Annotated in this window: 37 protein-coding genes; 21 read left to right on the plus strand and 16 right to left on the minus strand. The window is 54.9% G+C overall.

Annotated elements, in window-relative coordinates; translation table 11 throughout:
- The first annotated feature begins 82 nt into the window (after positions 1-82).
- Together ACM6IQ_RS11130 and ACM6IQ_RS11135 are read left to right on the plus strand one after the other, a co-directional pair.
- Entirely contained in the window at positions 83-613 is a 531-nt protein-coding gene (locus ACM6IQ_RS11130; protein WP_414878735.1) for a hypothetical protein, read from the plus strand.
- A complete protein-coding gene (locus ACM6IQ_RS11135) occupies positions 610-969 on the plus strand; it encodes a hypothetical protein (protein ID WP_414878736.1) in 360 nt (119 codons plus the stop codon). The genes ACM6IQ_RS11130 and ACM6IQ_RS11135 overlap by 4 nt, the downstream gene beginning before the upstream one ends.
- Before the next feature lie 45 nt (positions 970-1,014).
- Here the strand turns inward: ACM6IQ_RS11135 and ACM6IQ_RS11140 are convergent, their stop codons facing one another.
- Positions 1,015-1,884: a DNA adenine methylase gene (locus ACM6IQ_RS11140; RefSeq protein WP_414878737.1), complete on the minus strand. Its 870-nt coding sequence runs from the start codon at positions 1,882-1,884 to the stop codon at positions 1,015-1,017.
- Positions 1,885-1,978: 94 nt separating this feature from the next.
- Here ACM6IQ_RS11140 and ACM6IQ_RS11145 point away from each other — a divergent pair, with 94 nt between their 5' ends.
- Both ACM6IQ_RS11145 and ACM6IQ_RS11150 read left to right on the plus strand, forming a co-directional pair.
- Complete coding sequence (locus ACM6IQ_RS11145) at positions 1,979-2,230, plus strand: hypothetical protein (protein ID WP_414878738.1); 252 nt, start codon at positions 1,979-1,981, stop codon at positions 2,228-2,230.
- 164 nt (positions 2,231-2,394) lie between these two features.
- A complete protein-coding gene (locus ACM6IQ_RS11150; protein ID WP_414878739.1) occupies positions 2,395-3,219 on the plus strand; it encodes a hypothetical protein in 825 nt (274 codons plus the stop codon).
- A 97-nt stretch (positions 3,220-3,316) separates the two neighbouring features.
- Here ACM6IQ_RS11150 and ACM6IQ_RS11155 read toward each other — a convergent pair whose 3' ends face one another.
- The 9 genes from ACM6IQ_RS11155 to ACM6IQ_RS11195 all read right to left on the minus strand — a co-directional run bounded on the left by ACM6IQ_RS11155 (position 3,317) and on the right by ACM6IQ_RS11195 (position 8,126).
- A complete protein-coding gene (locus tag ACM6IQ_RS11155; RefSeq protein ID WP_414878740.1) occupies positions 3,317-3,646 on the minus strand; it encodes a hypothetical protein in 330 nt (109 codons plus the stop codon).
- An 81-nt stretch (positions 3,647-3,727) separates the two neighbouring features.
- A complete protein-coding gene (locus ACM6IQ_RS11160; RefSeq protein WP_414878741.1) occupies positions 3,728-4,189 on the minus strand; it encodes a hypothetical protein in 462 nt (153 codons plus the stop codon).
- Entirely contained in the window at positions 4,186-4,428 is a 243-nt protein-coding gene (locus ACM6IQ_RS11165) for a hypothetical protein (protein ID WP_414878742.1), read from the minus strand. Before ACM6IQ_RS11165 ends, ACM6IQ_RS11160 begins: the two co-directional genes overlap by 4 nt.
- A 2-nt stretch (positions 4,429-4,430) precedes the next feature.
- Positions 4,431-5,093, minus strand: coding sequence for a lambda exonuclease family protein (locus tag ACM6IQ_RS11170; protein ID WP_414878743.1), 663 nt, complete (start codon positions 5,091-5,093; stop codon positions 4,431-4,433).
- Entirely contained in the window at positions 5,093-6,082 is a 990-nt protein-coding gene (locus ACM6IQ_RS11175; RefSeq protein WP_414878744.1) for a RecT family recombinase, read from the minus strand. Before ACM6IQ_RS11175 ends, ACM6IQ_RS11170 begins: the two co-directional genes overlap by 1 nt.
- A gap of 57 nt (positions 6,083-6,139) precedes the next feature.
- A complete protein-coding gene (locus ACM6IQ_RS11180; RefSeq protein ID WP_414878745.1) occupies positions 6,140-7,330 on the minus strand; it encodes a hypothetical protein in 1,191 nt (396 codons plus the stop codon).
- A gap of 126 nt (positions 7,331-7,456) precedes the next feature.
- Complete coding sequence (locus ACM6IQ_RS11185) at positions 7,457-7,651, minus strand: hypothetical protein (protein ID WP_214382175.1); 195 nt, start codon at positions 7,649-7,651, stop codon at positions 7,457-7,459.
- Entirely contained in the window at positions 7,648-7,881 is a 234-nt protein-coding gene (locus ACM6IQ_RS11190) for a hypothetical protein (protein WP_414878746.1), read from the minus strand. Before ACM6IQ_RS11190 ends, ACM6IQ_RS11185 begins: the two co-directional genes overlap by 4 nt.
- Positions 7,878-8,126: a hypothetical protein gene (locus tag ACM6IQ_RS11195; RefSeq protein WP_414878747.1), complete on the minus strand. Its 249-nt coding sequence runs from the start codon at positions 8,124-8,126 to the stop codon at positions 7,878-7,880. Before ACM6IQ_RS11195 ends, ACM6IQ_RS11190 begins: the two co-directional genes overlap by 4 nt.
- A 1,161-nt stretch (positions 8,127-9,287) precedes the next feature.
- Here ACM6IQ_RS11195 and ACM6IQ_RS11200 point away from each other — a divergent pair.
- Positions 9,288-9,599, plus strand: coding sequence for a DUF1654 domain-containing protein (locus tag ACM6IQ_RS11200; protein ID WP_414878982.1), 312 nt, complete (start codon positions 9,288-9,290; stop codon positions 9,597-9,599).
- A gap of 48 nt (positions 9,600-9,647) precedes the next feature.
- Here ACM6IQ_RS11200 and ACM6IQ_RS11205 read toward each other — a convergent pair whose 3' ends face one another.
- Positions 9,648-10,058: a superinfection immunity protein gene (locus ACM6IQ_RS11205; RefSeq protein ID WP_414878748.1), complete on the minus strand. Its 411-nt coding sequence runs from the start codon at positions 10,056-10,058 to the stop codon at positions 9,648-9,650.
- A gap of 137 nt (positions 10,059-10,195) precedes the next feature.
- Between ACM6IQ_RS11205 and ACM6IQ_RS11210 the strand changes: the two genes are divergently transcribed.
- Positions 10,196-10,354 (plus strand): hypothetical protein, encoded by a 159-nt coding sequence (locus ACM6IQ_RS11210; RefSeq protein WP_414878749.1) that lies wholly within the window; start codon positions 10,196-10,198, stop codon positions 10,352-10,354.
- 346 nt (positions 10,355-10,700) lie between these two features.
- Here the strand turns inward: ACM6IQ_RS11210 and ACM6IQ_RS11215 are convergent, their stop codons facing one another.
- The 4 genes from ACM6IQ_RS11215 to ACM6IQ_RS11230 form a co-directional block, all read right to left on the minus strand.
- Complete coding sequence (locus tag ACM6IQ_RS11215) at positions 10,701-11,531, minus strand: DUF3037 domain-containing protein (RefSeq protein ID WP_414878750.1); 831 nt, start codon at positions 11,529-11,531, stop codon at positions 10,701-10,703.
- 11 nt (positions 11,532-11,542) lie between these two features.
- Positions 11,543-12,370: a HipA family kinase gene (locus ACM6IQ_RS11220; protein ID WP_414878751.1), complete on the minus strand. Its 828-nt coding sequence runs from the start codon at positions 12,368-12,370 to the stop codon at positions 11,543-11,545.
- Between the two features lie 743 nt (positions 12,371-13,113).
- On the minus strand, positions 13,114-13,326 hold the full coding sequence (locus ACM6IQ_RS11225; RefSeq protein WP_414878752.1) for a hypothetical protein: 213 nt from the start codon (positions 13,324-13,326) through the stop codon (positions 13,114-13,116).
- Between the two features lie 4 nt (positions 13,327-13,330).
- Positions 13,331-14,191 (minus strand): LexA family transcriptional regulator, encoded by an 861-nt coding sequence (locus ACM6IQ_RS11230; protein ID WP_414878983.1) that lies wholly within the window; start codon positions 14,189-14,191, stop codon positions 13,331-13,333.
- Positions 14,192-14,551: 360 nt separating this feature from the next.
- Between ACM6IQ_RS11230 and ACM6IQ_RS11235 the strand changes: the two genes are divergently transcribed.
- The 14 genes from ACM6IQ_RS11235 to ACM6IQ_RS11300 all read left to right on the plus strand — a co-directional run bounded on the left by ACM6IQ_RS11235 (position 14,552) and on the right by ACM6IQ_RS11300 (position 22,179).
- Positions 14,552-14,755, plus strand: a complete 204-nt coding sequence (locus tag ACM6IQ_RS11235; RefSeq protein ID WP_214382183.1) for a hypothetical protein — start codon at positions 14,552-14,554, stop codon at positions 14,753-14,755.
- Positions 14,756-14,782: 27 nt separating this feature from the next.
- The gene (locus tag ACM6IQ_RS11240) at positions 14,783-14,980 is read left to right on the plus strand and encodes a hypothetical protein (protein WP_414878753.1); all 198 of its coding nucleotides are present in this window, start codon (positions 14,783-14,785) and stop codon (positions 14,978-14,980) included.
- Positions 14,981-15,147: 167 nt separating this feature from the next.
- A complete protein-coding gene (locus tag ACM6IQ_RS11245) occupies positions 15,148-15,573 on the plus strand; it encodes a phage regulatory CII family protein (protein ID WP_414878754.1) in 426 nt (141 codons plus the stop codon).
- 151 nt (positions 15,574-15,724) lie between these two features.
- Positions 15,725-16,447 (plus strand): Rha family transcriptional regulator, encoded by a 723-nt coding sequence (locus ACM6IQ_RS11250; protein ID WP_414878984.1) that lies wholly within the window; start codon positions 15,725-15,727, stop codon positions 16,445-16,447.
- 1 nt (position 16,448) lies between these two features.
- Positions 16,449-17,420: a phage replication protein gene (locus ACM6IQ_RS11255; RefSeq protein WP_414878755.1), complete on the plus strand. Its 972-nt coding sequence runs from the start codon at positions 16,449-16,451 to the stop codon at positions 17,418-17,420.
- Positions 17,407-18,192 carry a hypothetical protein gene (locus tag ACM6IQ_RS11260; RefSeq protein WP_414878756.1) on the plus strand — a complete coding sequence of 262 codons (786 nt, stop codon included), beginning with the start codon at positions 17,407-17,409 and terminating at the stop codon, positions 18,190-18,192. Before ACM6IQ_RS11255 ends, ACM6IQ_RS11260 begins: the two co-directional genes overlap by 14 nt.
- Before the next feature lie 88 nt (positions 18,193-18,280).
- Entirely contained in the window at positions 18,281-18,622 is a 342-nt protein-coding gene (locus tag ACM6IQ_RS11265) for a hypothetical protein (RefSeq protein WP_414878757.1), read from the plus strand.
- A complete protein-coding gene (locus tag ACM6IQ_RS11270) occupies positions 18,615-19,085 on the plus strand; it encodes a hypothetical protein (protein WP_414878758.1) in 471 nt (156 codons plus the stop codon). The genes ACM6IQ_RS11265 and ACM6IQ_RS11270 overlap by 8 nt, the downstream gene beginning before the upstream one ends.
- Complete coding sequence (locus ACM6IQ_RS11275) at positions 19,082-19,657, plus strand: recombination protein NinG (protein ID WP_414878759.1); 576 nt, start codon at positions 19,082-19,084, stop codon at positions 19,655-19,657. Before ACM6IQ_RS11270 ends, ACM6IQ_RS11275 begins: the two co-directional genes overlap by 4 nt.
- The gene (locus tag ACM6IQ_RS11280; RefSeq protein WP_414878760.1) at positions 19,654-20,199 is read left to right on the plus strand and encodes a hypothetical protein; all 546 of its coding nucleotides are present in this window, start codon (positions 19,654-19,656) and stop codon (positions 20,197-20,199) included. The genes ACM6IQ_RS11275 and ACM6IQ_RS11280 overlap by 4 nt, the downstream gene beginning before the upstream one ends.
- Before the next feature lie 164 nt (positions 20,200-20,363).
- On the plus strand, positions 20,364-20,903 hold the full coding sequence (locus ACM6IQ_RS11285) for a hypothetical protein (protein ID WP_414878761.1): 540 nt from the start codon (positions 20,364-20,366) through the stop codon (positions 20,901-20,903).
- Between the two features lie 447 nt (positions 20,904-21,350).
- Positions 21,351-21,683 carry a phage holin, lambda family gene (locus ACM6IQ_RS11290; protein ID WP_414878762.1) on the plus strand — a complete coding sequence of 111 codons (333 nt, stop codon included), beginning with the start codon at positions 21,351-21,353 and terminating at the stop codon, positions 21,681-21,683.
- Between the two features lie 53 nt (positions 21,684-21,736).
- Positions 21,737-21,928: a hypothetical protein gene (locus tag ACM6IQ_RS11295; protein WP_414878763.1), complete on the plus strand. Its 192-nt coding sequence runs from the start codon at positions 21,737-21,739 to the stop codon at positions 21,926-21,928.
- Positions 21,925-22,179: a hypothetical protein gene (locus tag ACM6IQ_RS11300; RefSeq protein ID WP_414878764.1), complete on the plus strand. Its 255-nt coding sequence runs from the start codon at positions 21,925-21,927 to the stop codon at positions 22,177-22,179. The genes ACM6IQ_RS11295 and ACM6IQ_RS11300 overlap by 4 nt, the downstream gene beginning before the upstream one ends.
- Before the next feature lie 31 nt (positions 22,180-22,210).
- Here the strand turns inward: ACM6IQ_RS11300 and ACM6IQ_RS11305 are convergent, their stop codons facing one another.
- Positions 22,211-22,411: a hypothetical protein gene (locus ACM6IQ_RS11305; protein ID WP_414878765.1), complete on the minus strand. Its 201-nt coding sequence runs from the start codon at positions 22,409-22,411 to the stop codon at positions 22,211-22,213.
- A 72-nt stretch (positions 22,412-22,483) separates the two neighbouring features.
- On the opposite strand from ACM6IQ_RS11305, the gene ACM6IQ_RS11310 reads away from it, so the two are divergent.
- The gene (locus ACM6IQ_RS11310; RefSeq protein ID WP_414878766.1) at positions 22,484-23,107 is read left to right on the plus strand and encodes a putative metallopeptidase; all 624 of its coding nucleotides are present in this window, start codon (positions 22,484-22,486) and stop codon (positions 23,105-23,107) included.
- Positions 23,108-23,110: the final 3 nt, after the last annotated feature.

Below are 23,110 nucleotides of genomic sequence, written 5' to 3' on the forward strand. Positions count from 1 at the left end.
GCCGGGTCATGCCCGGGCGGTAGAGTGACGTGAGGAACTACGAAACGAGTGGTATCATCCCGTTATGGAGTGGGAGCAGATAATGGGATACAAAATAGCTTTTTACTGCGGGGCTGGCCTTTTTGCTGTTTTGTTTGCGATATTGTGGTCGATCGGAATTTGGACGAGTGATAGCTTTTGGAGCGAAGCCAATAAGTACGGCATTGTTTTTACTTTGATCGGTACATTGTTCGCTTTTGGAACATTTTGTTATGTCGGGATGTTTGGTGATCGTCTTAAAAAGAAACACAGGATTCCTGAGACTCATGACGATTTAGTCATACTTCTCAAACACGTTAGGGAAGGGCTGAAGGATTGGAATGGAAGGGAAAATGACGTTATCGACCTTCTTCATCAAATTCGCGGACATCTTGAAAACGTTAGCCAAAAATTAGATGGTATTGAGAAAAGGTCTGCTGATAGTTTGGCGTCTTCTATCTCTAGGACAAGCATTTGGTATGTTTTCAGGCGGGATATAACTGAAGTCGAAGGTTGGAAAATACAACGCGAACTTCATAATTTTGTAACTTTGCTTAAAGCCAAACACCAGGATAATGAGGTGGAAAGGGTATGAATGATCCAAGAATAGTAAATATGATTGTTAGGTTGATAGAGGAAACTGTTACAGGTCGTGTCGCTTGGAAGATAGGCGATGCTCCTCGATCTATGACTCTCGGTACTGACGATATATACTCTTTGTTTGTGGAGACTGAATTTCGCGGAACCAGGTTTTGTATGTACGAAGTTCGCTCGAAGAATTATAGAGATGAAGATGATTTTTATTGGGTTGATTATGTGAACTTTGCGGTTTTGGATGATCGAGATAGAGTTCTCTGGACTGTGACTGATATTCCTGAAATATATGAACTATTTTCCGATGTTAAGAGGAAAGTAGCGGGCGTAGACAAGCTTTTAGACTATTTCAGATAATATTTCATATTAGTTGGCAGGGCGTATCCAGGTAGGCACGCGGGTTTACGTTTGAGGGGGGCAGGTGCGTTCACATAAATCCAGACTGATTTGGCTGATACGAACGAAGCAGGCAGGATTTAGCCAGATGCATTCGATTCGACTTGCGGTGCCTCGTGCGGCAGATATGCGCGCCGAGGTGCTGTAGCTCCTCCAGCCCGGCAACAGCTCCGCATATAGGTCGCTCGGGTATCCAGACAGCACGACCATACCTTCCAGCTCGAGTAGAATGCCGAGAAGATCGCGATGCGCAGCGTCGTTCATTTCGTGCTTGTAGTAGCGGCCGTTCGATGCCCCTTTGTACCTGGTGTCATGCACGTAGGGCGGGTCAACGTAGTGCAGTGTCTGCACCCCATCATGTGCTTTGATCACCTCTATCCCCGGTCTGTTCTCGATGAGCACACCGCTCAAGCGCTGGCCAACTTCGGCGAGTTGCTCCGGATACGTGGCCCAAAGTGACTGCGCCGTGCCGTACTGCCTCTTCGTATCGATGCGAAAACCGGTGACGCCCTTCGTTGCACCGGCTGACCCGAAGCCCATCTGGGCTCTGATGATCGTCCGTCGTGCCCGCTCAATCGGCTCGGTGCTCGGCGCCCAGGACAATTCGAACTCTTCGCGGGAGTAGGGTGTAAACACTAGGCGCTCGGTGAGCACCGATCGCGAAACCGGATCCTGCAGAACGCGGAACAGGTTCACGATGTCGCCGTCCAGGTCGGTGTACACCTCAACATACGATCGAGGCTTTTTCATCAGCACGCCGGCTGAGCCGCCGAATGACTCGACGTAGCACGTGTGTGGTGGGAAATGTTGCAGTACCCACGGCGCAAGCCGGAACTTGGCACCGTGGTAACGGATGACCGGTGCGGTGATGGTCATAAGTGATTTCCAGGCAGACGCCTGCCTCGCTGGCTGGCGTGATTCGTTGAAGTGGGGTATTTGTGTTCGACTTTGATTCGGTAGCAGGAAGCTTATGAATAGTGCTCAGAAATTTCTTATTGAACGATCGCTGCGCCGTCTGGGCTTGTGCCTGATAGCGATCTTTATTGGCCTCATGACGTGGGGCATGATCAGGCTTGCCATTAACCAAAGGTTTACGTTTGAAAGGTTTATGGATGGCATCTTCAGTGTTGAAGATGCTGCGTTGATTGTCTGGCCACCCCTCTTGCTCGGTGCCCTGTCCGTTTGGCTGTCAGCCTTTATGAAGGCAGGGCGTTCTGATTGATCATCCGACTGCGCGCTCAAACTACTCGGCCGTGTTGGGAGTCCACGCGAAGTAGGTGCCGCCCTCCGTTCCGGATGCGGCATGGTGGCAATTTGTATTTGGAGAGGGTACTAGCTCAGGGGGTAAGAATGGGAAGTCAAACAGGGACACATACGGAGAAGAGAATGACTCAGGAAAAAAAAGATGTTGCACTGTATGGAGATGAAAGTCATTTCAATGAAATTGTTACATATGCATTTATAATAATTCCGCAGAAAAATCATGAGCTTGTTGAAGCGTCCGTAAGTAAAGTTAAAAAAATATACGGGTTAGATGAGGGCGCCAAAATTCATTGTCGAGAGCTTTTTAATAAGTACGCGCGATCGAAGACGCAATTCTCAGAATTCACGGACGAAAAAGTACTAAAGTTTTTCGATGAGATAATGATCCAATCTTTCTTGGCTGGCGCTCGCGGATGGGTTGGCTATTTGGATACTAGGAAGGCACCAGCTACCCTTCTTTTTGAGTCCGAGGAGCTCACAAAGCCGCTCACTTTGGATCTTGGTAATCTGAAGACGAAAATGCACCTTTGTTTCCAAGCGGCGATTGGGCCATTAACTCATATTTTTCCGCACTCACGCGTTGAGTCTTATGTTGATGGTGATAAAACTAAAATTCTTTATTTAAACCGAAATCGACAAGTGGATAGCCTTCGGAGTTTTTTTCCAGTTGAACACAACAATGAAAGATTTCTTCCCAAGCCAGTTCATGGTTTAAAGCCATTGTTTTTAGATCTAGCAGACGTGCTAGCCTATTCAGCCGCTCGAGGATTGGCTGAAGCATCCACTACAAATAGAAACTCCTTCATATCAATCGTTAAGTCCCTGGATCCTGGCTATAGCGAAGTGGTTTTCGACCATTCTTCAGCTGGCGGCGCTATGTTTAGCATTCGTGCGTTCGACCCTGATGATCGAGTAAAGTCGTATATAAATCAGTTCATAAAACTATAATGCAAGTGCAAAGCCACCTATTACTCGTGAGGTCAGGAGCAATTTAGAGTGCACCCAAGGTGTATGGTAGCCTTCAGAGGTAGCATATCCGGCAAGGCTACTGACCCGGCGCTACAAACTCATCGCCCGGATCTTGCTGAACCATCAACATGCTTTTGCGGTTGAATTCTAACGCCACAGATTGTGAGACCTCGTATTTGTGGCGTGGCGGAGTCAGGAACAGCACCGCCCGCTCACGACCTAGCGCATGTAAGTGATGAATCATCAGCGTGATCGCCTCACCCTGTTCCTCTATGCCGCTCCAGGCCATTAGCTCAGCCAAGGCTTGGCGAGTCCCCGGCAGGCAGTGCAACCTTATTTCCTCTTCGCCGCGCTCCTTCCTCTTCGCCGCGGCTTTCGCTGAGCGATCTGCATTGCTCTTGGCCATGGCCTGCCTCTTCAATTCCGTGGGCCGGTATATCCAGCCATGTCTGTCGTCGGCGCTGGCGCACCTGGTTGCTGATTCGTCTCATGCGGCGACCTTTACCTGATGCCAGGCGCCGGCGGCATAGAACAGCTTTGCGGCCTGCGCCTCATCAAGCGATACCTCCGCGGGAACGGCGATCCAGCCCGACGCAACCAGATGGTTCGGGTTGCAGCTGTTTCGCAGCTCCAGGTAGTAATGCTCGATAGCATCCGTGAGGCGCTCGACCTTGTAGATCCCATCGGGCGATATCTCCACCGACTTGACGTACTCAACGCCGCGGTCGTCTCGACACATGGCGCTGAGGTAGATCGTCCATTGGTAGGCGAAGTCGAACAAGGCATTGGCGATCGCCAGGCTCCGAATCTGCCGGCAGCTTTTCCAGTTGGCCATGATCTGCACGCCGCTCGGGTCGATGTTGACGACCGCGACGTGATTGGTCCGGAGCAGCGCTCGACAGCTGCGTTCGGCGCGGGCGAATCCGTTGTTAGGCTTCCGCTTGCTCATAGTGAGTCCGCCATTTTGCGCAGCGCCTTGCGGTCAGCAGCCGATATCGGTTTTGGGCGCCGCCTGAGGACCGTTTCAGGGTCTATTTTTTCCGAGCGGGGAGGTGGCAGAGGTTTGCGTGGCGGGCTTTTGAGTTCATCGATTCGCCCGCCGGCGGCGAGGTACTGCGCAATCTTGTCCGATATCGCTTCAGCTTGTGGCCGGTGCTGTTCGACTAGATTGGTGTGGTTGCTGATCATGCTCAAGCTCCTAAACGGTGGGCCTGCGCCCTGGCTTTGTCCGCTACCTCATCAACCATGCGATTCAATTCCAGGTTGAACTGGACCAACTCTCTGTGCAGGTTGGCGATGTAATCTTCGTCGCGGTAAATCGTCTCGATGTAGAGCTGACACTCTTCATCTTGTCGAGAATCGAACGACAGGAAGTCCCACCATTTCCGGCCCGTAACGAACATGCAGCCCTGAACCTGAGGCATGTGTTCCTCAGGCATTCCTTCGAGCCATGTCCTGACGTGAATCGCTTCATTGAATGGGCACTTCGACTCGGTGCCTCCGTCATCGTTGATAAGGCCGTCTGGTGAGCAACCGAGCCAGTCGTACTTCGGGTGGACGATGAACTCTGACGGCACGACGATGTTGCCCGTCAACATCTCGTAGGCGTCCTGAGCCTTCTGCTCCTCTGTGTGACCCCATTTCAGGGATGCGCTGCTGACGTTGTGCTTGGACTTCTTCGCCAGTCGCTCGAAGCAAAGCTCGCGCATGTATGAGGTGCGAGCCCCCATCGGCTCGCGCTTCCCATTTTTGTCAGGCTTCCCCCAGGCGATCACATCTTTAAACCGGCTGGCTGTCACTCGGCCAGATCGGTCCGCATGCCACTTTTCAGTGCCCTGAAGTTCCGTTCTCACTACGCCGCTTCCTCGGCCTGAGACAGGCCTTCGTGGTTGCCAGTGATTTCGGTGAAGTCGCCATCAACAGTTGCCGCCATGGCCTTGAGCGCTTCATGGCACTCCAGGCCGATCGCTGCGCGCTGCTTCGGCTTGAGACCGGCCCAAGCTGCCGCATAGGCTTCGATGTCCTGCTGTTTCGCGACGGCCAAAAGATCGGCGAATACACCGTCGATTTCCGGTGACGGGGATTTCGGGCCGAACGAAACGCTAGAGGCGGCAGCAGTGTTCGCAGCCTGCTTCACAGGGGTGATGTCGATTTCGCCACCGTATGAGTCTTCGAACTCGTCTGGCGTGTAGACGCCGAGGATGACGTCAGGGCAGAAGAGTCTCGCCCACTTTTTTGTCACCAAATAGGCGATCTGCTGCTTTGGATCTTCCGCCCAAAGCGTAGAGTTCCGTGTGCGGACCTGGGTGAGCAGAAGCTCCAGAACGCGTGGCTCGTCTTCACCTTTGAAAGTTGCCCAGACCTTGATCCCGAGACCTTTTTCGTCGTCAAAGCTCCAAGCCGGCACGCGGTACTTTTTGAACTCGCCAGTGTCCTCGTCCTTTTTGGTCCTGCTGGTAACTTCGCGCATCTTGCCGATGACGTTTTCCCACGCACCGAACCACTCGAAGTTCAAGCGACCCTTGACTGGCGCCTTGGCGGTGATCACTGCGTTGACGAGTTGCGCCTCATAGCTCAACGCACCGCCGTTGACGATGAACGTCTTCTGCGCAACGGCAAATGGGTTCATCTGCCACTGCATCGCTTGCAGCACAACAGCCATGCAGTCAGCTTGGTTTCCCTTCAAATGCTTTGGGACGGTTGTCACGCCTTTCGACATCATCAGCGCGAGGTCGCTCATTGACTTCATGGTGCCTGGGTCGAGGATGAGCGCGGCCGCGTTGTGCGATGGATCGTGGTAAGTGGTGAGGCCCGTTGGTGCTTGGGTGTCTGAGTCGGTCATTGCGCTCTCCGTGGCCGACATGGAGTGGGTCGGCCGGCCTTCAGATGGAAAGGATGGTTAGAAGCGGATGGCGCGAAGCCAGGCGCGGGCAGTTTCGAGATCCACGTCGAAGCCCAGGGCTACAACCTCGACGATGTCTTCAACCGGTGGTGCATCGACGGTCACATCGTCGAGGTCGGCGGCGATCCCGCTGGTGCTGACGGGGGTGACGTCGGCCTGCTCTTCGATCAGTCGCGCGGCCGCGGCAATGACCGGGGCCGGTGCGGCAGCTTGGGCACGCAGGCGAGCCAGTTCTTCCTGGTCACGCTGATACTGAGCGTCACGTTCGCGCTGCTGGCGCTGTTGTTCTTCCTGCTGCTCACGCTGTTGGCGTTGCTGTGCTTCCATGTCGCGGCGCTGCTGGTCCAGATCGTCCTGCTGCTTCTTCAAACGCAGACGGTCTTCTTCGGCGCGTTGTTTGCGCAACTCCTCGGCTTCGGCGTCGGCGATGCGTTGCTTTTCGCGCAACTCATCGAGTTCTTTCTGTTGGGCCAGAAGCTTGGCGGCAGCCTCTTCACGTTCGACGGCCGACTTGTGCAGCGTTTCCAGCTGCTCAATAGCGTTGTCTCGAGCGATGGTGCCTTCAGCTTCGAACTCGGCATATTCGCCGGGCAGGATCACCGACTCCTTGACGCTTTGCAGAACGAGTGCGACATCAGCAGCGCTGCGGCTGGCGTATGCTGCAGCGACAGAACTGAAGCGGGTAATCTTCGTCCGGATGACTTCTACACGTTCAGCTTCGACTCGTTCGCGTTCGGCCTTGGCATCAGCTACGCGCTTTTCTTCGGCCTTGATTGCTTCGTCAACCGGCGCTTCGATCGCCAAAACTCGATCCTTCAGCACCTCGCCGAATTCTTTCACCTGGTTGACACGAGCTTGGGCGTCTTTAACCACCTGCTGATAAGGCACGAGCGCAGTCTTCGTGGTGTTCGCCAAGGCGTAGCGCACATCGCGGATATCGACGCGAACTTCCTTCGCATTCGCCAATCCCTCGCTGGTCGAGCAGTCAACGACCAACTTCGCGTAGGTGGTTTCCAACCGAACGATTTGCTCCTCGTGCGGCCGGTATTCGACGATGTCGGTGACGGCAACGGCAGGTACTACAGTTTTTTTCGCGTCGTCGGTGTCGCTCATTTCCAGCGAGTCTTGCGCGAAAGCTTGTTTGGTATTTGCGGACATGACAGTTCCTTGCCGCGCGGTGCGCAGCATTGAGGGTTGAGAGTTATTGAGTGATCTGGCCGGAGTAGGCGCTTGCCAGCATCCAGACAGTGAAGAAGAGCAGGGCGAAGCCCGAGCCGCGCCAAAACCAGTAACGCTTGGCGCGCTGGTAGGAGGTCATGGCCTGACCCTCACCGCGATTCGCCCACCCTTCATGGTGGCCGCCAAGCGCTGCGGCAGGCTGGCGACGGCGCGTTCACGGGGCTGGCCAATCACTTCATTAAACGGAAGGCCGAAACCAAGCATGATCAGCTTCGATTCGATCTCATCGAGCTGATCGTCGATCAGCGATTTAACTGGCGGGGTGGTCATGCTGCGGCTCCCTGCTTGATTGAGTTGTTGTAGGAGGCGTATATCTGGTCGATGCGAGCCCGGTAGTGGCGGTGTTCTGCGTCGTCGATGACGCCCAGTAGGTAGGCCAACGTGATGACTGATGTCGCCGCTGAACTGGCGTTGGGCTTGCCGAGGTCGCGGATCATGTTGTTGATCTCGCCTTCGATCCAGGTGACCGCTGTCTGGTGATCGCGCTCTTCAACGTTCACGCTGCGCCTCCTTTTGGCGGACAAACCAATTCCATCTGCGCCATTGCCAGGCCAATGCGGCGCTTCAGGCTTTTACGCTCTTCAATTGCACGAGCAGCACGATCAGCCAGCGCCTGGGTGCGAATCTGCTCGGCAGCTTCGTAGTCGTGGAATTCATCAGGCTGAGATTTCTTCTCCCGCCCCCAAGCGTCATAGCGCCTGTCCCACTCTCGGGCCTGCGCACTGTCTGCATAACTGGTTGCCATCGTGTCGCCTCCAGAGTGGCGGTGCTGATCCAACAAAACTCGGCTGCACTCATCCGTTCCGCTGGTTGCCGTTGGGCGCGGAGGGGAGTGCATGCGGGTGGTGTCGGGGGCAGGGTGCCCAGGCCCGCTGCTGGCGACGGCCTGGGTTTGCAGCATCAAGTTGTCCTGGCGCGATGGGGTGGCCTACCGGAAACCCGGCCGATGCGCGGTGACATCGACGACCTACTGTCCGCTGCCTGTATGAGTGTTGGGCGCAGCCTTCAGGCTTGCTGCGCCACACGGGGTTTATGGGCGGGGAGGTCAGCGCCAGAACGCTGCGACCCCGTTGGTACATCGCCAGCGTTCACGATGTAGGCGCAATGGATCGGTTAGCAGGCCGCTTTCAGATTGCGGTTCTGGCCGCGCATGGCTGAGCGCTGCGCCGATCAAGATTATGTGGAGCATGCGAATCTCCTATTGGTCGTTCTGTGTCGCCATTGATCCATGAGTTCCAGGCGTTCTTGTCGATCACCTGCCCCTCATATTCGTGGGCGCTGCACGACCGGCAGTAAATGTGCGGGGTACGCATTCCCAGTGAGACTGTGTTACCTGAATCGCAAATCTTGCAGGCCATCTTTCTGCCTCCGGTTGTTTTCCCAATGCACCCGACCGGACTGCAGCTGGGTGCATCAGTGAAAAATTCCGTGTTGCTATCCGCCCCATACGCGTCGCCGCGGTTTCCCCACCTGGCCGGCGTCACACATTTCGTGTTCGGTGTTATTCGCCGGCTGTCTTGCATGGTTTGGCGTCCTCCCATGAGGGGAGGACGGCCAGTTCCAGAGCTGGCATGGAGATCGAAATTTGTGTTTCGCGCTGTTCGCTGTTGCCAGCGATGCCACAAGGGCTTCCCGTTGCCGGGGATCGATCCGCGAAGATTCCAGACTGTTAAAGAGCGGCGGGTCTGTTGAGGCCCTTCGCTGCGGTCCCGATGTGGGGACTGGGTTGCGATGGATGAAATATGAACCATCAGTTCACATTGAGTCAAGTACCAAAAGTACATATTTTTCTCGTCAGTACACAAACCGGGAAAAATTTCCGGGAAGCGGTTTAGTGATTTACCGGGGTGGATTGCTTCGATATAGTCGCTCGATACTGGATGCATATACAGCACTTGGGGGCGAAATGGCGAAGGCGAAAAAACAAGAAAAGCCGGAAGGGCGGCATGAGATGACCGGGATTCAAAGGCTCGGCCTGCGGGTTTCTGAGATGATCAATCACCCTGTAGCGCAGATTCAGCGCTGGGTAACGATCCATCGCCTGGACGCGGACGGAGATCGGGAATGGGAGGAGGTGATTGGGCTGTTAAACGAGACGGAGGGCATAGACATGACGCTCAACGACGATGAGTCGGTGACGCTGAAGTGGGAGGCGAGTGCGGCGGAGGATCGGCCGGTAGAAGTGTTTGAACCGGTAGAGGAACCGGCGCCTTTCTGACAGGCGTAAAAAAGCCCGCACTCGGCGGGCTTCTAAATTTGGGAAAAGCTAGGCTGGCTGCTCGCCAAGTTCAGATTGGCAGAATCTACACTTCTTGGCAGCAGCTTTGATGGTCTCAGCGCAGTACGGGCATTCTTTGTTTGCTTTAGAGGCAGCGACATCCTCGGCGTACGTTGTCGTTTCAACGGAGTGCAGCGGTTGTCGGACTGGCTTGTTCAGTGCCCAGATGAAAGCCCCAACCCAGCCCAAAAGGGTCCAACCCGCCAGCAGATTGAGTGCGAATATCGGGGTGATCTTTGGGTGCTCGCCGGCAGCACAGATGGTCGGATAAAAATACAGCGCAATCGCGCTTGGAAAAAACACGATGCTGGCTATCAGTGCAATATTATTGGTTCCACTTCCGATTAGGTAACTGACTAAGCACACCAAGGCAAGAAGGGCCAATCCAAGAATCTTCATCACGAGCACTCCATGTGGGGATGGCACTCTACCATTCGTGGCGCACGGCCACCATGGAACAGCGTCGAACGTCGCTTTCGTTGAACACCCGTACCTGGCGCATCTCTACAGATTCACAGTCAGCCAGGTGAGCAGCAATGAATGAAGACCAGAAAGACAAATCCGTGGTTGGTTGGCGCAAGCTGCGGGAGGCTCCGGAGATCCGCATGGACGTCGAGGAGCAGCTTCAAGCCTTGGTGATTATGGTGGACGAACTAAATCGCACCGGTGTGATAGACGGCGGTGAATGGCGGTGAATGACGGGAGATGATGAGGGAGGCGAACGCCTTTTATGCACACGCCAATGAAGGGCTGGAAGATGGGACGTAAATCGTCACTCATACCGAATTACAGACAAAGAAAAGCCCGCGAGGGGGAGCGCGGGCTAAAGGTTTCATTAGGAGCTGAAATCACCATAGGCTGCAGCCCGTGAAAAACTTGTGAAAGGCCGAAACGAAAAAGCCCGGCACTTGGCCGGGCTCTCTGAAGACGGGCCAAATCCCTTTGGCTGACTGCACTGTGCTTGGTAGGTGTGACGAAGGCGTGACAGGCGGATACGAAAAGCCCGGTGCTGATCTCGTGCTTTACACGGTAATGCCGCATTCAATGGATGCTGAGAAGGTCTCGGCCTACCAACGAAGACATCAAATTAAAGTATTCCGTATGTTCAGCCTTTGACTCTAAGTTGAAAATTCTGTCGCTATATTCTTCGGCTAGGTTGATGTGCGGAAGCACATCTTTTTCTCTTGATGCACTTGCGGAGTACACAAAGTATCTAGCTGAGTCATCGCCAAGAAACTTTCTTCCCTCCATGAAAGTCATTACTTTCATTGTTGTTTCTTTAAACTTTGCGCTTGGATCATTTAAGTTAAAATCAATGGCTTCTGTAATATGAAATTTACCATTTTTTAAAAGAAAGTCAGCCGTAAAGCCTGACTTGTCACTAAGGGGGTAATTGTGAACCACCTTGTGCCTGCTTAGGTCGTCGTAGTCTTTTCCTAGCATATCCATTCCTTCGAATATGTTTTTTACATAGGTGTGGATTCTTGAGCTTCTAACAGTTTTTTCTTTAGATGCATACGGTTTCACTAGTTCATTGAATAAGTTTGAAACTCTTTTTTCATATTGATTAATGTCATCAATTATAAAATAGGAGATTTCGCCCATAAATGAATTAGAAGAATCAAACGTCTTTAGAAAACTAATCGCCTGTTCTGAATTGGTCGCCCAGGCTGCAATCGACTCAAGACCTTTTTTAAGGGAGTCCAAATCAGCTACGCTTGAGGTGCCATCAATTACCCGAACTTTCGCGGAAGCGTTCAGTACACGAACATCGACCTTTTGCTCTGTAAAGACGACCAAGCCAACATTCACTACCTCGCCCCGCTTAGGGTCAGGCATGTACTTAACTATTGAATATTTAAAGGTAATCACTTTATTACCTCCTACAATAATTTCATTAAAGAGTCGATTCTGTCGTGTCGCGCTTGCGAGCTCCACCAGTCAATATATGACTTTCGATCATGTTTTGACATCCAAGACGATGGAAAGTTCTCTAGAATAGTCGAAACGTCCTCACTACTTATAACTCGAATCTCTTCAAGGCAAGCTACCGCTTCTGCGCGAATATAGTTCTTTGAAACGTTAAGCATGGAGAATATTAGCTGTGTCTTAGTGCTGGGATGGGTAGCCTCAAAACCAGAGTGTCCAACTTCAAAGCAAGCTTTGCTAAAGTCAAAAGCCAGTGCGATAAGAGAATCGCCAAAACTGGTGCGCCATAAGTAGTTGTTCCAGTGGCGATCGACATTGTTTACAAATAAATCGAAGGCATACAATCTGCTAAAAAAGCTTTGCAGGTTGGTAACCTTTACGTTTCCGCGTAAAACGTTGTCGATGAAAGTAGGGTAGTCAATTTGGCTATTGCCATTTATTACGCCTCCCTCCCACGCGGATCCGAAAGCCAACTCTCCAGTTGGCAATTTGATTAAGGAATAGGACGGAGTGGGGATTACCACGCGGTAAGCGAGTTCATAGCAAAAGAGCTCTGACGCAGGGATTTTGCCAGCGCCATCGCTGGTCGTTTTTACCGCGTAGTGTTTTCCGTCACGACCTTCGACGATAGTCTTGAGGTCAGCAGTGCCCAGAGCACTTGTGAACGTCGTAATCGCATCCACAGGAATTAATGTCTTTTGATACCGAGCCTCTACTGGCAGCCGCTTTCCCGGCTCTTGGGTTGGATCGCTGTCACTGCCAGGGAGAATCTCATCGGTCATGGGTCCGTCCAAAAATATGATGAATGCTATTAAGGTGGAATTGCTTGCAGTCTAGTTGAGACTGGCATCAACGAGCCAGCCCTATCGATGCGCTCGGAAAACCCTTCAGAAAAAAGACGAAGGTTCACGAGCAGTTAAAGCTTTCACCTACGCAATCCGTCATGCCTTTACCTTGCCGGCGTAAGCAGTCAGCCGATCCCGCCTCATCAGCGTAATCATTCAGCCTGCCATCGCGATTCTCAGAGCGACCGCAGCCTCTAGCAGCTTATTCGCCTGGTTCGAGACAGCTGTCGCCAAGACATCATTCCTAGCGTCTTTCAGCATCGCTGCCAAATCGAGCAGCTTCCCAACCTCGATTTCAACGACGCGAACGGATTCGGTTATCTGGTATTGAAGTGAGTGCGCCATGCCGTCAACCCTCGTTCCAGATCGGCTGGGAATCCCGTGCGCCGGGTGATCCGCCGTAACTCTAATGGTTCTCCGGAGCACAGTTAGCGGCGTTAACTCTTAAACCCGGCCATGCCTTTCTAGCGAGCACTGTAGAAATGGTTCAGCGTCATCAGCTCAAGCACAGCCACCATCACACAGAATGCGACAAATCCTCGCGTGAAAGCCCTGCGAGGTTTTTCGTAAGGCTGGAGATTAGCGAGACCACCGAAAAGGTCGGATAAAAATTCGAGCAATCCCATCAGCCATCTGCCTCGCTATTTATATACCCAGCCTTCAGCTGGGGCGTGTACGTTTCAATGAAGAACCCTGCGGCTCTCTCCAATCCTGATCCGGTCTAGCGCCCGGTTTAGAGAATCCAAGGCATCGAGGAGGGCTTTCGCCTCGGCCTCTCGTCCATCTCCCCACAGGCGTTCAGCCATTTTGTTCAGAGCCTGGATCGATTTCTCAATGTCTGCAGCAGTTGCTGCGACTTTGCTTTCCGGCTGATTCTTCGTGGAGGTGGGCATGGCTTCAAACCGGTTGCCCGTTCCACACGTAAAGCACCCGGGCCAGTATGTGAGTGTCATCCACACGGATGTCCTCAGGGTCGTGGTGCTTGTTGTCCGAAATCATCTTGAAGCGTTCCTTGCCTTTCTTCTGCAGGCGCTTCACATACAGCATTTCGTCGTGGGAGAAGAGGTAGATACCATCCCCGGTGAACTCCCTGATCGTGATATCGACGAGGAGGGGGTCGCGATCCTTAATAGTCGGAGCCATCGACTGACCCCACCCAGTGATCATCTTGAGATGGAAGTGCTCTTTGAACGTAACGCCCATCTCGCGCAGGTGTTTGGGGCTGACCCTTATGTCCTGAAGCATTTCTGGGTATTCGTGAGGGATCTGCCCGCCGCCCATCGCAGCGCGCACGTCGTAGTGGGCTATCCACACCTCATCACCGACCTGGCCTGGTCGAGAGAAATCTACGGTGATGACGTTGCTTGGCTCTTCGGCAGCAGCTAGCAGTCGGCTCCGCGCCTCGGCTGAGAGGCCTTTCCCCTGCTTGGAAAGCATCTGCCGAACGATGTCGGCTGCCGAATTTGAAGCGGTTTCGCCCGCGGCAGGCTCCACGTCAGCATGTTTTGAAAAACTTGGCTCATTACCGGCGCCATGCTGGAGCCATTCGATTTTCACGCCTAGCGCATCAGCGATAGCGCTCATCTTGGCGGGGCCCGGCAAGGACTCACCGTTTAGCCATTTGCTAGATGCTTTAGGTGTGACCTTGGCAATTTCGGCCAGACGAGCGCCAGCGCCCCACTGATCTATACCGTGGGCGGATAAGGCTTTTTTAAGCCGGGTAACAAAAGCAGCGCGAATATCTTCTATATGAACCATAGGTTCAGCATCGCATGCCCTTGCATGTACTTTCAGTTCCGACATAATATGTACTGTAAGTTCATAAATGACCCGGAGGCCTTATGCGGCCGCTCAAGAAATCGATAGAAGACGCTGGCGGCGTTCCAGTCGTTGCACTGGCTTGTGGCAAGTCCCCGCGGGCTGTTTACAAGTGGCTTGCAGCTGACTGCCTTCCGCGCACTGAGTACACCGGCGAGACGCATTACGCGGAGCGGATTGCAGCTTTGGCCGAGGCCAAAGGCAAACCATTCGAAGCGTCTTGGCTTCTCGCAGAAGCCCACCCAAAGAAAGTCGCCGCATAACCCAAGCCCTGTCACCCCGAAAGCGGAAGTGAACCCCATGGCCTACGGAAAAAAAGAACACCGCCACGCACGCCAAGTGAAGGTTTTGCTGAATGACGAAGAGTTCATTCGGCTCCGGGAATACGCGCACAGCGTCGGCACACAACACAGCGCCCTTAGCCGAGTGATTCTCAAAGCTGTGATCGAAGTGATCGAGCAAACGGGTGAGCTGCCCGAATGGATCGAAATAAAACGGGCCTAGCCAATCCCGCTCACCAGAGGACGGGCAATGAATTTTCTAGAACCGGCAGTACTGCTGGACCAGCAACAGATGGACGTACTTGAGCGAGTGGCGAACAACGCAGGCATCACGGGCGAAGAGCTCGTCAGGGAAACGCTCAAGCGAGTTCTTGATTCCCTTGAGCAAGCCCAGAAGGTCAACCGCTCGCCGCCGGGCAATGTGTTTCGGCTCCCTTTGAAGCGGTAATACGGGTCCTTTATTGAGGACTGCAAGGCGGTTTGGGTGGTGACACCACCGGTCCCTAATTCGGGACTGGAAGCAGAAAGGGTCATGGGTTCATCCCTGATCAGTTGATGAGTCAAGGATCGCGGAACTGATGGCATCCAGCCACGTAACAATTTCAGAGGTGTGACATGCAGGAGTTGATGAAGGCGATTTACGAAGTGGTCGATGACCACGGCACCCGGAAAATTGCCGAGGGCGCCGACTTCAAGTCCAGAACTCTGCTTTCGCAGAAAGCCAACCCTGATTACGACACTCACCGCATGAACGTGGAAGAGCTGCACCGGATCATGAAGTTCACCCAGGACTTCCGTCCGTTGAAAGCATGGGCCGAGTCCTTCGGTTTTGACCTGGTGCCGAAGGAAAAGCCGGAAGGCATCAACTTGAACACCGCGCTGCTTCGACTGCACGCCGATCTGGCAGACGTGACCCGTCTTGCGTTCGACGCCCAGGCCGATGGCCGTGTTTGCTCCCGCGAGAAGTCGGTTCTGCTTAAGGAGGCGGAGGAGGTGATCGTCAGCCTCGAAGTTTTTAAGCAGTCGGTGAAGACCGCCTGAATTTCAGACACAAAAAAGCCGACGGTCGAGGTCGGCTTTTTCTATAGCGGTAAAGCAAGTGGAGAAGATTATGCACGCACAGACACAGCAGGACAATACCAGACAGGTCGCGACACGTTTTGTTAATTCCGAAAACGTGTCGCGTACCACGATGTCTTCCCGTGAGATCGCAAACGTCACCGGTAAGCGGCACGCCAACGTGAAGCGCGACATCACGGCGATGCTAAAAGAACTTAATTTAGATGTACTCAGCTTTGAGCACATCTATCTGGATGGCCAGAACCGCGAGCAGGGCGAGTACATGCTCGATCGCGAGCACACCGACTGCCTGCTCACCGGCTACAGCGCTCCGCTGCGCATGAAGGTGATTCGCCGGTGGCGCGAGCTGGAACAGCAGCAGGGCGCCCGCGAGCAGGTTCTGCTCAATGGCACCAAGGTCGTCGGCGAGATCGCCATTATGGAGTGCTTCACGCGACTGCTGAAGCCCGCGCCATCTTGTCAGATGGCCATGCTCACGAAGATCGCCCAGAACAACGGGCTCGATCCGAAGTTTCTCCCAGGCTACGCCGTCGACTCTGCACCTGATGCCGCCGGCGGCTCTTCGATGCCCACCAAGTCTGCCACGGCCTTGCTGAAAGACAGCGGCATCCGCATCGCTCCGGCGGCATTCAACCGCGCTCTGGCTGCAAAGGGCTTCCTCAAGCAACTCCAGCGCAAAAACTCCAAGCAGGAGATGGTCGACTTCTGGTCAGTGACTGAGCAGGGCCTTCGTTTTGGCAAGAATTTGACCAATCCTCAATCACCCCGCGAGACGCAGCCCCACTGGTACGTCGATCGCTTCCTCGAACTGGCCAAACTGGTCGGGAAGGCCTGACATGCAATACACCGTCACGATCAACCAGGTGAAGGCGCTGGAGTGGGGGCTGAATTCTCAGCAGGCCCTGCTGTTCGCCTTCGTCTACGAGAGCCCGAGTTGGGCCAACCCAATCAAGACGGACACCGGGATCTACTTCGCGCTGAGCAAGAGCAAGATCGTCGAAGAGCTGCCGCTGCTCACTGACAAACCGGACACCGCTTACCGACTTCTTAAAGCCCTGAGGGATGCCGGTTTAATCGAGCTTTCCAGCACTTCCAGCATCACGTTGATCCGTCTCACCGAGAAAGCGAAAGAGTGGAATCGCAAGTTGGATGGGTCGGAAAAATATCCGACCTCTGATGCGCTCGATGGTCGGAAAAAAATCCGATCTACCTCGGATAAATCTCCGAGCAAGGTCGGAAAAAAATCCGATGCAGGGTCGGATAAATCTCCGACAAATCAGGGTACCAATAATCAGGGTACCAATCAGGTAACCAGTAATCAGGATTTGCAGGACGGCTCGGACAAGCCGAACCGGTCCGGCGGTTTGGTGCTGGTTGTTGATCGCACTGAAGCGCCCCGGGTTGAGATCCCAGCCGATATGCCGGGCCCCAAGGACCAGACCTGCAAGACGTTCAAGACCTGGGCCAACTACGCCATGTCCTACCGCAAACGGTACAAGGCCTGGCCGGTGTGGAACGCGAAGGTGGGAGGGCAGATCGGTTCGTTGATCGGCCGCTTGGGTATCGACGTCGCCCACAGCGTGGCCGCGTACTACCTCGGAATCAATGACGCCCAACTGATCCGCAAGTGCCACAGCGTCAGCGAGCTTCTGGCCAACGCCGAGAGCTACCACACCCAATGGGTGACCCAAACCCAGATCAACGGCCGTACCGCCCGCCAACTGGAAGACACCCAGGCCAATATCAACGCCGCACAGGACGCTGCGCGCAACATTCGTGAGGGAGGGCCGCGCAATGCTTTCCTCTGAAGACCGCGCACAACTGGCCGGCGCCATTTGCGCAACCGCTGAAACACTGGGCCAGACCATCAGCGCCGCGGCTGCCGAATTGATGGCTCAAGATCTTGCCGTATTTGCCCAGGCCGACATCCGCAAAGCACTGCAGGCTTGCCGCCGGGAGCTGACCGGCAAGCTGACATTGGCGGCAGTCCTGCAGCGCATCCAGGCAGAAGATGGCCGCCCAGGTCGGGACGAGGCCTGGGCGATCGCCATGACCACGAACGACGAATTCGAAACCGTGGTGCTGACCGATGAAATCCAACTGGCGCTGGCCGCCGCGAAGCCCGTTCTCGACGCCGGCGACAAGATCGGCGCGCGCATGGCGTTCATCAGCGCATACGAGCGGTTCGTGAGCCAGGCGCGTGACGACGTCAAGCCGGTGAATTGGCACGTCTCTGTTGGCTTCGATGCCAACCGCCGTGTGGAAGCCATCACGAAGGCTGTGCAGTTGCAGCGTATTCCCCAAGAGCGGGGGCGGCTGTATCTGGCAGACCTGAGTGTGGTTCCGGTTACAGAGGACGGCCGCGCGTTGGCGGGCTTGATCACCGGCGAGGTTACCAGGCCATCAACAAGGGTCCGGGACAAACTTGAAGCTGTGAAGAATTCGATGCTGGAAATGCGCAACGCCACGGCTGAAAGGCAGACAGAGATGCGCATCGAAGCGGCTAATGAATTGGCTGATCGCCGAGCCTTGCTCATCAAGCAGGCCGAAGAACTTCAAATCAAGAGGGCTGCGCAATGATCCCTAAATCAGCAATGACACTGGTCTGGACCTTTGCCGGTTACGGCATTGGCGTGTTCTGCGTCCTGATCACATTGGCGGTGACGTCATGAGCGATTACAGCGAATTGAAAAAGCTTCTCTGGTCAGAGGTCGCCGCCTGGAGCCTGAATTGTGAGTCGTGGCAAAGAAGCTCAGAAGCACTTGGCGAGTTTCTGGGTAAGAAGACCGTCGAGGAGGTGACACTGGAGTTGATCGCTGAGAACGAGGCGCTGCGCAAAGCCGCGAAGCCCATTCCCGCCGGCTGGGCACTGGTGCCAAAGGAGCCGACGGCAGAGATGGTTCGTTTTGCCCAAGTATGCGTGCCGAAGTGCCCTTCTGCTCAATGGAGGGCAATGGTGTGCGCTGCGCCTGAGTTTGCCGCGCTGAGAAAAGAGGCCGGCAATGACTGACAAGATCAGCGTCAACTGCCAGGCCAAACTCACTGAGGCCATCACCAGCCTGACCACCATGTACCGCGACAAGAAGTTCGTCGTGGTCTCCCTGCGCCCGGGCAAGGACCGCACGCTCGATCAGAACGCTCTGTGGTTCGCCATGTACAAGCGCATCGCTGAGATGACCCAGATCGGCGACGCGGCGGACGCCCGCCGTTATTGCAAGCTGCACTTCGGCGTGCAGATCCTGCTGAATGAAGACTCAGGTTTTCAGGCAGCCTGGTATCGGGTCATGCGCCATCTGCCCTACGAGGAGAAGCTGGCCCTGATGGGCGAGCACAAGTTGTTCGGCCCTGACGGGTTCCCGGTGACCAGTCTGTTCAACCGCGCCCAGGGCATCGCTTACACCGACCGCATGGTTGCGTTCTTCACTGCGCAGGGTGTGGTGTTTACCGATCTGCTCAGCAAGGAGGCTGCATGATCGCCAAACCGCCACGACCGAAGAAGTGCAAGAACCCGGCATGCGGCATCAGCTTTCCGCCGCAGCGCCTGGGTCAGGCTGTGTGCAGTCCCAAGTGCGGCCTGGCCATCAAGGACGTGAACCGGGAGAGGGCGCGCAAGTCGCTGGCCGAGATCGGTCGCAAGGAATTACGCGCTGCCAAGGAGAAGGTCAAGCCCCGCGCCAAGCATATGAGCGAGGCTCAGACTGCCTTCAACACATGGGTCCGCCATCGTGACGCCGGACTGCCGTGTGTGAGTTGCGGCCGGCACCACAACGGACAATGGCACGCGGGGCATTACCGCACCGTCGGCGGTAACCCAGAGCTTCGCTTCGAACCGCTGAATGTCTGGCGCCAATGCGCACCGTGCAACAACCACCAGTCCGGCAACGTTGTGAATTACCGCATCGAGTTGGTGAGGCGCATCGGCGCCGACAAGGTGGAATGGCTTGAGGGGCCACACGACCCGAAGCGTTACACCATTGAAGAGATCAAGGCCATCAAGGCCGAATACCGGGCAAAGACAAGAGAGCTGAAGGGGAGAGCAGCATGACCTATCGCAACGTTGTATCCGCAGTTGTTCGGGCGCTCGCCGCCGAAACCATCAATACCGCAGGCGGCTGCGACTTCGAGCCGAAGGTGCAGTGCGCCAAGCAGAAGGGGGAGATCGTCGGCAAGGAGGCTGCGTTCCTGACGGACTGCTGGGTATTTGGCCGGCTGCACAAGTCGTTGTCTGCCGCGCACTGGCGGGCACTGGTCGCGAAGTACTCCACCCATACTGAGCGGAAGCACGCCGCTATCACCGAGCTGACAAAGGTGATGCGTTCGCCGGCGCCGGAACGGTTCCTGCACTGCGCCGTGGTCACCTGGGCATTGCCGAAGCTCCCTGGTGTGGATGGGAAGCGTTCGACGAATGTGTTGCCGGCCGGGTGGTATGAGATGGACAACTGGTCCAACGAGCCTCACCCAATCAAGACTCAAGAGAGGTGGCGGCGTGACATCCGCAAGGCGTTGGAGGGTAGTGTCGACTTGGCTTTGATCGAGGCTCAGCACATTCTTGAGCATGAAGGCCTGGTGATGTCAGAAGTCGCTTGACTGGCATTGAGCCAGTGAGCCATTATCCACCCATCATGTCTTTCCTGCGTGTGTAGGAGTGATCCAAAAAGCCCGGCGCTGCATCGGGCTTTTTTATGGGTGCTAACTTTTAGACTATGATCGCCCGCCAAGTAGTTTCTATGATGGGTCAGGGAGTGGTCTGAATGGCTAGGTCGATTTTCGTTGATAGCTGCGCGTTCGATGCGCTTTTCAAGCACGGCATCGAGCCGAAAGATATTGATCCCGACGAATTCAAATTGTTTGTGACGGGTGACGTATTAAAAGAACTCAACGATATCCCTGAGCGACCGGAAGAGCCTGGCAAAAAGGCATTCACAGATCGGATATCGAGGAGCGGAGAAATACCCGAAGTGGGCTATTTTGGTTTCGGCTCAAATTCTTATGGTTTCGGCAGGGGAATTCTGGCCGACCTCTCACAAATCGAATTCATCGAGTCGACCAAGGATCAGCTGGGTAAGGAAAGGCCCTCGGGCAATCCTAAGAACTTTACCGATCAGCAGTTGCTCTCTCATGCCATTGTGTTCGCGGTTCTAACCGCCGAGCCAAGGCTTGGTAACAAGGTCTTGATGGACAAGGCTGTTGAGCGCGGAGCTACCGTGATTCGGATGATCGATTTCGACCATGGTGCTGAAACATTTGCCGAGTTTTTGCGAAGGCACTTCCCGGCAAAAACTGTAGCTTGATCGTCCATAGCCCAGCCCTAAACCAGCTGGGCTTTTTGTTTATCGGCCAGCCACTCCCACCGCTCTAAGGTGGGACTTCCTCTGGAATTGATTTTAAATCCACCGCAGCCAGGGCAGCCTTACGGAAGGCCTGGACACTGATAAGCCGGCAAGTGCAGTGCTACGACAAAACACCGGCAGCCCGCGAACCCTGGGCCTACATGCTCCGGGGTGGCGCGAGACTGGACTGTGAGATCGATGCAAAGGGGCGTCGACACAGTGAAGGTCTTCGGCGGACAGGAGGGGAAAGACCCTCACACCTATTTCGAGCCTCAGCATCTGCTGGGGCTTTTTCGTTTTCAGTTCCACCACGCCCATTGCTCCGAGCTGGGAGTGTTGCGGGAGCTGATTCAAATCTTCAGGTCACGGCCTGCCGTATTCCTAACTCCCTGACGGGGAGGAACCGAGATGCCAAACATGCCAGACAAACCAGATACCTGGGCGATTGCGCTTGCGTGGTTGAGCCAGCATTCGCCGATCCTCTTCGCCGCTGGACTGTCCTGTGCCATGGCTGTGCTTCGAATCACATACGGTGGTGGCACTCGACGCCAGATGCTGGTGGAGGGTGCGATCTGCGGAGGCCTGACCCTGACGATCATCAGTGGTCTGGATTTCTTCGGTCTACCCCAGAGCATGGCCACCTTTGCCGGTGGCTGGGTTGGCTTCCTGGGTGTGGAAAAGATCCGCGCCATCGCTGACCGAGTGACTGACTTCAAGCTGCCAAGCCGCAAGCCTGAGTAATCCGCGACACGTTTCGCGAGTCATCAAATCGTGTCGCGACACTGGAGAAGGGCATGACCAATGTCACTCGCCTGCACCACGCATTGCCGCTGAGTCCCGCCATCAACTTGGCGATCACTGAACTGGATAGCGCGATCGCCAAAGCGGTTGACGCTGCCAAGGCTGACGGACTCCCTCAAGGCTTGGTCGTATCACTCCTGCACGGGCACGCCCAGATGCAGACCACGATCATGGTGACCGCATGACCGTCAAGGTTCTAGAGTTCAAGCGGGAGGACTGGCGAGACGCCGCCAAGACCCTACGCAAGATTGCTGATGATCTCGATGCCGGTGTGCATCCGGATTGTACTGTTGGCGCCTTAACCTTGATCGGACCAAGAGGTGAGGTCACGGTGTTCGGGTTGGGGCCGAAGTGTGATGATCTTCAGTGCTTGGGTGCTATGCGTCTGGGTGAGCAGAAGCTGATCGATGTGCTGCTCGATGGCGGAGAGCAGTAGGTGTGCCGCAGGTGAGTGCGGCACGGGTGGATCACTTAACTTTCAGTGCTGCCTGGATCTGGTCGGCGTAAGTCGAGAGCATCTTCATGTGAGCACTCAGGCTGAACTTCTGATTGCCGCTCCCTGCATATGCATGGATCAAATCTAGTGCCGCAGCAACCGCCGCAGCGCGCTTTGCTTCGCTTTTCAAGGCTGAGTTGTTGGCAATAATTGGGGCGAATGTTTCAGACATAACTACTTCCTTGCATTAATTGATCCTTACCAATACCGGCAACGCGCCACTATTTCAAGCTCAAGGTGCCCCATGGACAGGCCGTACCCGCCTGCGTCATTACTTGAATTGTCAGACCTGTCCAGCTTCGGTATCCGCCTTGTCCCTGCTCCCGAAGTGTGGGAGTGGCTCCAAACCGAGATCCTCGCCAACACCGGCAGCATCCACAACGAAGACCATGCTCACCTGATCGACGCTGACATCCGTGTGATGTGGGCGTCTGCTGCATTCACGAAGAAGGGTCGCACAGTCGTCGGCCAGGCTGAGCAGGTAGCGTTCCGAGCGGGCGGTTGGCAGAAGGCGCGGATGGAGCAGCAGATGATGGATTGGTTCGGCGACGTGCCTGCCTACATCATCACCCTGGCTGCCGATTACTGCGCACAGTGCTCCGACGCTGACTTCTGCGCTCTGGTCGAACACGAGCTTTATCACATTGCCCACGCCAACGATAAGTACGGTCAGCCTGCCTTCACGAAGGACGGGGCGCCCAAGCTTGAGATGCGCGGCCACGATGTCGAAGAGTTCGTTGGTGTGGTTCGCCGCTACGGTGCGAGCCCTGACGTTCAGGCTCTTGTTGATGCTGCAAACAGTCCTGCCGAGGTAGGGAAGCTGAATATATCGAGGGCCTGCGGAACCTGTCTGCTCAAGTCGGCCTGAACC

The organism is Pseudomonas sp. IT-P100 (assembly GCF_949767185.1).
In the GTDB taxonomy this organism is placed as follows: domain Bacteria; phylum Pseudomonadota; class Gammaproteobacteria; order Pseudomonadales; family Pseudomonadaceae; genus Aquipseudomonas; species Aquipseudomonas fluorescens_B.

Coding starts and splice junctions, on each gene's coding strand:
- ACM6IQ_RS11240 (WP_414878753.1), top strand. CDS start 14,783: ATGAATTTTCTAGAACCGGCAGTACTGCTGGACCAGCAACAGATGGAC.
- ACM6IQ_RS11165 (WP_414878742.1), bottom strand. CDS start 4,428: ATGATCAGCAACCACACCAATCTAGTCGAACAGCACCGGCCACAAGCT.
- ACM6IQ_RS11235 (WP_214382183.1), top strand. CDS start 14,552: ATGGCCTACGGAAAAAAAGAACACCGCCACGCACGCCAAGTGAAGGTT.
- ACM6IQ_RS11130 (WP_414878735.1), top strand. CDS start 83: ATGGGATACAAAATAGCTTTTTACTGCGGGGCTGGCCTTTTTGCTGTT.
- ACM6IQ_RS11270 (WP_414878758.1), top strand. CDS start 18,615: ATGACTGACAAGATCAGCGTCAACTGCCAGGCCAAACTCACTGAGGCC.
- ACM6IQ_RS11225 (WP_414878752.1), bottom strand. CDS start 13,326: ATGCCCACCTCCACGAAGAATCAGCCGGAAAGCAAAGTCGCAGCAACT.
- ACM6IQ_RS11150 (WP_414878739.1), top strand. CDS start 2,395: ATGACTCAGGAAAAAAAAGATGTTGCACTGTATGGAGATGAAAGTCAT.
- ACM6IQ_RS11175 (WP_414878744.1), bottom strand. CDS start 6,082: ATGACCGACTCAGACACCCAAGCACCAACGGGCCTCACCACTTACCAC.
- ACM6IQ_RS11155 (WP_414878740.1), bottom strand. CDS start 3,646: ATGGCCAAGAGCAATGCAGATCGCTCAGCGAAAGCCGCGGCGAAGAGG.
- ACM6IQ_RS11180 (WP_414878745.1), bottom strand. CDS start 7,330: ATGCTGCGCACCGCGCGGCAAGGAACTGTCATGTCCGCAAATACCAAA.
- ACM6IQ_RS11250 (WP_414878984.1), top strand. CDS start 15,725: ATGTCTTCCCGTGAGATCGCAAACGTCACCGGTAAGCGGCACGCCAAC.
- ACM6IQ_RS11305 (WP_414878765.1), bottom strand. CDS start 22,411: ATGTCTGAAACATTCGCCCCAATTATTGCCAACAACTCAGCCTTGAAA.
- ACM6IQ_RS11135 (WP_414878736.1), top strand. CDS start 610: ATGAATGATCCAAGAATAGTAAATATGATTGTTAGGTTGATAGAGGAA.
- ACM6IQ_RS11280 (WP_414878760.1), top strand. CDS start 19,654: ATGACCTATCGCAACGTTGTATCCGCAGTTGTTCGGGCGCTCGCCGCC.
- ACM6IQ_RS11230 (WP_414878983.1), bottom strand. CDS start 14,191: ATGGTTCATATAGAAGATATTCGCGCTGCTTTTGTTACCCGGCTTAAA.
- ACM6IQ_RS11265 (WP_414878757.1), top strand. CDS start 18,281: ATGAGCGATTACAGCGAATTGAAAAAGCTTCTCTGGTCAGAGGTCGCC.
- ACM6IQ_RS11260 (WP_414878756.1), top strand. CDS start 17,407: ATGCTTTCCTCTGAAGACCGCGCACAACTGGCCGGCGCCATTTGCGCA.
- ACM6IQ_RS11255 (WP_414878755.1), top strand. CDS start 16,449: ATGCAATACACCGTCACGATCAACCAGGTGAAGGCGCTGGAGTGGGGG.
- ACM6IQ_RS11160 (WP_414878741.1), bottom strand. CDS start 4,189: ATGAGCAAGCGGAAGCCTAACAACGGATTCGCCCGCGCCGAACGCAGC.
- ACM6IQ_RS11220 (WP_414878751.1), bottom strand. CDS start 12,370: ATGACCGATGAGATTCTCCCTGGCAGTGACAGCGATCCAACCCAAGAG.
- ACM6IQ_RS11290 (WP_414878762.1), top strand. CDS start 21,351: ATGCCAAACATGCCAGACAAACCAGATACCTGGGCGATTGCGCTTGCG.
- ACM6IQ_RS11200 (WP_414878982.1), top strand. CDS start 9,288: ATGGCGAAGGCGAAAAAACAAGAAAAGCCGGAAGGGCGGCATGAGATG.
- ACM6IQ_RS11245 (WP_414878754.1), top strand. CDS start 15,148: ATGCAGGAGTTGATGAAGGCGATTTACGAAGTGGTCGATGACCACGGC.
- ACM6IQ_RS11285 (WP_414878761.1), top strand. CDS start 20,364: ATGGCTAGGTCGATTTTCGTTGATAGCTGCGCGTTCGATGCGCTTTTC.
- ACM6IQ_RS11195 (WP_414878747.1), bottom strand. CDS start 8,126: ATGGCAACCAGTTATGCAGACAGTGCGCAGGCCCGAGAGTGGGACAGG.
- ACM6IQ_RS11295 (WP_414878763.1), top strand. CDS start 21,737: ATGACCAATGTCACTCGCCTGCACCACGCATTGCCGCTGAGTCCCGCC.
- ACM6IQ_RS11275 (WP_414878759.1), top strand. CDS start 19,082: ATGATCGCCAAACCGCCACGACCGAAGAAGTGCAAGAACCCGGCATGC.
- ACM6IQ_RS11140 (WP_414878737.1), bottom strand. CDS start 1,884: ATGACCATCACCGCACCGGTCATCCGTTACCACGGTGCCAAGTTCCGG.
- ACM6IQ_RS11205 (WP_414878748.1), bottom strand. CDS start 10,058: ATGAAGATTCTTGGATTGGCCCTTCTTGCCTTGGTGTGCTTAGTCAGT.
- ACM6IQ_RS11185 (WP_214382175.1), bottom strand. CDS start 7,651: ATGACCACCCCGCCAGTTAAATCGCTGATCGACGATCAGCTCGATGAG.
- ACM6IQ_RS11145 (WP_414878738.1), top strand. CDS start 1,979: ATGAATAGTGCTCAGAAATTTCTTATTGAACGATCGCTGCGCCGTCTG.
- ACM6IQ_RS11210 (WP_414878749.1), top strand. CDS start 10,196: ATGAATGAAGACCAGAAAGACAAATCCGTGGTTGGTTGGCGCAAGCTG.
- ACM6IQ_RS11300 (WP_414878764.1), top strand. CDS start 21,925: ATGACCGTCAAGGTTCTAGAGTTCAAGCGGGAGGACTGGCGAGACGCC.
- ACM6IQ_RS11310 (WP_414878766.1), top strand. CDS start 22,484: ATGGACAGGCCGTACCCGCCTGCGTCATTACTTGAATTGTCAGACCTG.